This window comes from Microbacterium sp. UMB0228, assembly GCF_002871415.1.
GTDB lineage: Bacteria > Actinomycetota > Actinomycetes > Actinomycetales > Microbacteriaceae > Microbacterium.
The window spans coordinates 462,675-466,981 of record NZ_PNFU01000001.1; the positions used below are offsets into that span (position 1 = coordinate 462,675).

General features: G+C 72.9%; 5 protein-coding genes. All 5 read left to right on the plus strand.

Features of this window, described 5'->3' with window-relative positions; all coding sequences use genetic code 11:
• A partial coding sequence (locus CJ226_RS02300) for an ABC transporter ATP-binding protein (RefSeq protein ID WP_146008198.1) occupies nucleotides 1-1,011 on the plus strand: 1,011 nt, incomplete at its 5' end.
• Nucleotides 1,008-1,856 carry an ATP-binding cassette domain-containing protein gene (locus tag CJ226_RS02305; RefSeq protein WP_029989391.1) on the plus strand — a complete coding sequence of 283 codons (849 nt, stop codon included), beginning with the start codon at nucleotides 1,008-1,010 and terminating at the stop codon, nucleotides 1,854-1,856. The genes CJ226_RS02300 and CJ226_RS02305, both read left to right, overlap by 4 nt.
• A gap of 47 nt (nucleotides 1,857-1,903) precedes the next feature.
• Nucleotides 1,904-2,491: a TetR/AcrR family transcriptional regulator gene (locus CJ226_RS02310; RefSeq protein WP_025103887.1), complete on the plus strand. Its 588-nt coding sequence runs from the start codon at nucleotides 1,904-1,906 to the stop codon at nucleotides 2,489-2,491.
• A 34-nt stretch (nucleotides 2,492-2,525) separates the two neighbouring features.
• A complete protein-coding gene (locus tag CJ226_RS02315) occupies nucleotides 2,526-3,200 on the plus strand; it encodes an alpha/beta fold hydrolase (protein WP_102208201.1) in 675 nt (224 codons plus the stop codon).
• 74 nt (nucleotides 3,201-3,274) lie between these two features.
• Nucleotides 3,275-4,264, plus strand: coding sequence for a methyltransferase dimerization domain-containing protein (locus CJ226_RS02320; protein WP_102208202.1), 990 nt, complete (start codon nucleotides 3,275-3,277; stop codon nucleotides 4,262-4,264).
• The last annotated feature ends 43 nt before the right edge of the window (nucleotides 4,265-4,307 follow it).

Below are 4,307 nucleotides of genomic sequence, written 5' to 3' on the forward strand. Positions count from 1 at the left end.
TGGCCCTCCGCCGCGCTCGGTCTCACGATCGCCGTCCTCGCGATCATGGGCTCCACGCTCGCCGAGCTCGTGCAGGTGCGCACGCCGCGCGCGGCCCGACGGCGGCGGCGCGGAGTGCTCGAGACCGCGGACGAGGTCGCCGCGGCTCCTGCCACGGGCAGTGTCCGCCACGAGGCTCCGGCGTCGGCCCTTCGCGTCGAGAACCTGCACGTCGTCCACGCGACGCCGACGGGGGAGACCGAGGTCGTGCACGGCGTGACGCTCGACGTCGCGCCAGGGGAGGTCGTCGGGATCGTCGGCGAGTCCGGGTCGGGCAAGTCGCAGACCGTGTTCTCGGTGCTCGACCTGCTCCCCGCGACCGGCCGGGCGACCGCCGACGCGATCTGGGTCGGCGGCGCGGAGGTCACCCACGCGACGCCGAAGGAGCGCCAGGCCCTGCTCGGACGAACGATCGGCTACGTGCCGCAGGAGCCGATGAGCAATCTCGACCCCTCGTACACGATCGGGCACCAGCTCATCGAGCCGCTGCGCCGCACGCACGGGCTCGCGAAGGCCGCGGCCCGGCAGCGCGCGCGGGAGGTGCTCCTGCGGGTCGGGCTGTCCGACCCCGACCGCGTGATGCGCAGCTATCCGCATCAGGTGTCCGGCGGCATGGCCCAGCGCGTGCTCATCGCCGGCGCGATCGCCGGGCGCCCGTCGCTCCTCGTGGCGGACGAGCCCACCACCGCCCTCGACGTGACCGTGCAGGCCGAGGTGCTCGAACTGCTGCGGGAGCTGCAGGCCGAGTACGGCATGGCGCTGCTCATCGTGACGCACAACTTCGGCGTCGTCGCCGACATCTGCGACCGCGTGATCGTCATGCGCGGCGGCGACATCGTGGAGTCGGGGGCCGTGGACGACCTCTTCGCCGCGCCCACCCAGGAGTACACGCGCGAGCTCATCGCCGCGTCGCTCGACGAAGCCGAGGGCCGCGCCGCGCTCGACGGCCGGCGGACGGAGGTCTCCGCATGAACACCGCTCCGGTGAACCCCCTGCTGCAGGTGGACGACCTCGTGGTCGAGTACGGCCGGGGTCGGCATGCCTTCCGCGCGCTGCACGGCGTCTCCCTCGACATCGCCCCCGGTGAGTGCCTGGGCCTGGTCGGCGAGTCCGGATCCGGGAAGTCGACGCTCGGCAAGGCCATCCTCGGCCTCGCCCCGGTGACGGCGGGCCGCATCCGCTTCGACGGCCGGGACATCGGCCGGCTCGGCGGCCGGGCCCGACGGGCGCTCGCCGACGACGTGCAGGTGGTGTTCCAGGACCCGTACGGCTCCCTCAACCCGGCACTGACCATCGGCGATATCCTCGCCGAGCCGCTGCTGACAACGGGCATCGGAGCGAAGGCCGCCGAGAAGCGCGTGCGCGACATGCTCGACCGCGTGCGGCTGCCCTCCGCGAGCATGGACCGGTACCCGAGCGAGTTCTCCGGCGGGCAGCGGCAGCGCATCGCGATCGCCCGCGCCCTCGTCCGCGGTCCGCGGCTGATCGTGTGCGACGAGCCGGTCAGTGCGCTCGACCTCACCACGCAGGCCACCATCCTCGACCTCTTCATCGAACTGCAGCGCGACACCGGCGTTGCCTACCTGTTCGTCTCGCACGACCTCGGCGTCGTCCGGCGGGTCTGTCACCGGGTCGCCGTGATGTACCGGGGCGAGATCGTCGAGATCGGAGACGGGGAACAGGTCACGCGCGCGCCGCGTCACCCGTACGCCGAGCGCCTGCGGCTGGCCTCGCCCGTCGCGGACCCGGTGGCTCAGCGGGAACGCCGGGCGCAATGGCTCGCTCTGCGGGAGGTGCCCGATGCGGCGGTACGGTAGCTCCAGGCCGGAACACGCCACACCCCGGACTCGGCCGGAAGGACGCCATGCCGAAGATCATCGACCACGACCAGCGGCGACGGGACATCGTCGAGGTGGCCAAGAGCATCATCCTGAAGGGTGGGTTCGAGGCGGCGACCATGCGCAGCATCGCCGCGGAAGCGGGCTTCGCGAACGGTGCGCTGAAGCACTACTTCCCCGGGAAGGAGAGCATCGTCGCGGCGACGTTCGAGACGATCCTGCAGCAGATGTCCGAGGGCGTGGAGGCCGCGGGGCAGGAGCCGGTGGCGGCGGACGACGCGCTGCGGGGCTTCCTGCAGGCCACCGTGCCGCGCGACCCGGAGCAGATCGCCGCCGGCCGGGTGCTCCTGGCGCTCTGGGAGTACGCGATGGCGAACGAGTCGCTGGCCGAGCTCTACCGCGGACACCTGGGTTCTTGGCGAGCCTCGCTCATCGCGCGCATGGAGGCGGCCCGCGACGAGGGGTCGATCCGCGATCAGGACTACGGCCCGCTGGCGGACGAGTACATCTCCGCGGCGGTCGGGGCGACGGTCATCAACCTCATGTACCCGGACGGCGACCGCATCGCCGACTACGAGAACTACATCGACCGGTTCCTCGCGCGGCTGCGCTGAGGGCGAGGGGCCGGTCCCGAGAGGACGGCCCGTCATGACCCTTCCCCCCGATCGATCCGTGGTGTTCCTGCACGGCCTCGCCTCGCGCGGCACGCAGGACTGGCCGGACAGCGAGTGGACGGCGGTGCTCGGCGACCGGCCGCGCCGGGTCCTCGATCTGCCGGCGCACGGCGACGCCCCCGGGCTCGGCGTCGTGCCGACCTCCGCGGTGCTCGACGCGCTCGCCGACGCGATCGGCCCGGACGAGGTCGACCTCGTCGGCTACTCGCTCGGTGCCCGGCTCGCGTGGGACCTCGCCCGGCACCCGGGTGTCGCGGTGCGGCGTCTCGTGCTCGGCGGCCTCAGCGCGGGGGAGCCCTTCGCGCTCGTCGACCTCTCCGCCGCGCGGGCCGCGCTCGCCGGCGGACCGGCTCCCGTCGACCCGCTGACCGGGATGATCGTGCACATGGTGAGCCTGCCCGGCAACCGCCCGGACGATCTGCTCGACCTCATCGAGGGGCTCGCGACCGAGCCGTTTACGCCCGAGGCCGGAGCGCCGGCGATGCCGGTGCTGCTCCTGGGCGGCGAGGACGACCCGATGGCCGCGGGCATCGACGAGCTCGCCGCGCGGCTGCCGGACGTCCGGGTGCGACGCGTCCCCGGCGATCACCTCGTGGCGCTGCACACCGCCGCGTTCCGCGACGCCGTGCGCGGGTTCCTCGCGGACTGACCTCCGCGACCGACGCCCGGCCTCTTCCTGCCCTTTATTTCCCACGTTCGTAGACATACCGAAAGGCATCCGCCATGACCGACACCCCCACTCCCGACGCCGCCCGCATCCTCGACATCGCCACCGGCTACATGGCCGCGAAGCAGCTCTTCCAGGCCAGCCGCATCGGTCTGTTCGCCGCCGTGGCCGCCGGCGCCGACACGGCTGCGGCGATCGCCGAGCGCTGCGGGGTGAGCGAGCGGATCGCCCGACTGCTCGCCGACGCCCTCGCCGCGAAGGGTCTCCTCGTCCGGACGGATGGGCGCTACGCGGTGGCTCCCGACGCGTCCGCCTACCTCACGGGGGAGGACGCGGTCATCGACCTCGCGCCGTTCCTCACGTTCCTCGACGAGATCAGCTACCCGCACTGGCTGCAGTTCGCGCACACGGTCGACACGACCGAGCCCGGCGACCTGCAGATGGACGACGCCCGGTGGGGCACGTTCATGGCCGGCGTCATGACGTACAACCGCCTGCACGCGCAGGAGTTCGGCCGGCTCGTCGACCTCGCCGGCGCGACGAAGGCCCTCGACTTCGGTGGCCTGTCCGCCGAGTTCGCCCTCGCCGTCATGGCGCGCAACCCCGAGCTGCACACGACGTTCGTCTACGCCCAGGGGTTCGAGGACGGCGTGGCCGAGGCGGTCGCGGCCGCGGGCGTCGCCGACCGGGCTGCCGTCGAGGTGGGGGACACGGCGACCGCGGCCCCCGAGGGCGCCTACGACGCGGTGTTCGCCAACCACGTGATCCACCGCTTCTCTGCGGAGGAGAACGCGCAGATCTTCCGCCGGCTCCGTGCTGCGGCGGTCGACGGGGCGACGCTCACCGTGCTCGACTTCTTCCTCGACGACGACGACGAGCAGCGCGCGCTGGACGCCCTGCACGCGGGGGAGTACCTCGTGATCGACGGCACCGTCGTGTACCCCGAGTCGCAGGTCCGCGGCTGGCTGACGGACGCGGGATGGGCGGTGCGCGACACCGTCGCCCTGCCGGGGAGCCCGCGCGTGCTCCTGGCCACCGCGGTCTGACGACCGCGGTTCGAGACTGGTCCGAGGGGGATCAGAGGCGGGC

Excerpts from the sequence above, each read along its gene's own strand:
- CJ226_RS02305 (WP_029989391.1), top strand. The coding sequence starts at position 1,008 with ATGAACACCGCTCCGGTGAACCCCCTGCTGCAGGTGGACGACCTCGTG.
- CJ226_RS02315 (WP_102208201.1), top strand. The coding sequence starts at position 2,526 with ATGACCCTTCCCCCCGATCGATCCGTGGTGTTCCTGCACGGCCTCGCC.
- CJ226_RS02310 (WP_025103887.1), top strand. The coding sequence starts at position 1,904 with ATGCCGAAGATCATCGACCACGACCAGCGGCGACGGGACATCGTCGAG.
- CJ226_RS02320 (WP_102208202.1), top strand. The coding sequence starts at position 3,275 with ATGACCGACACCCCCACTCCCGACGCCGCCCGCATCCTCGACATCGCC.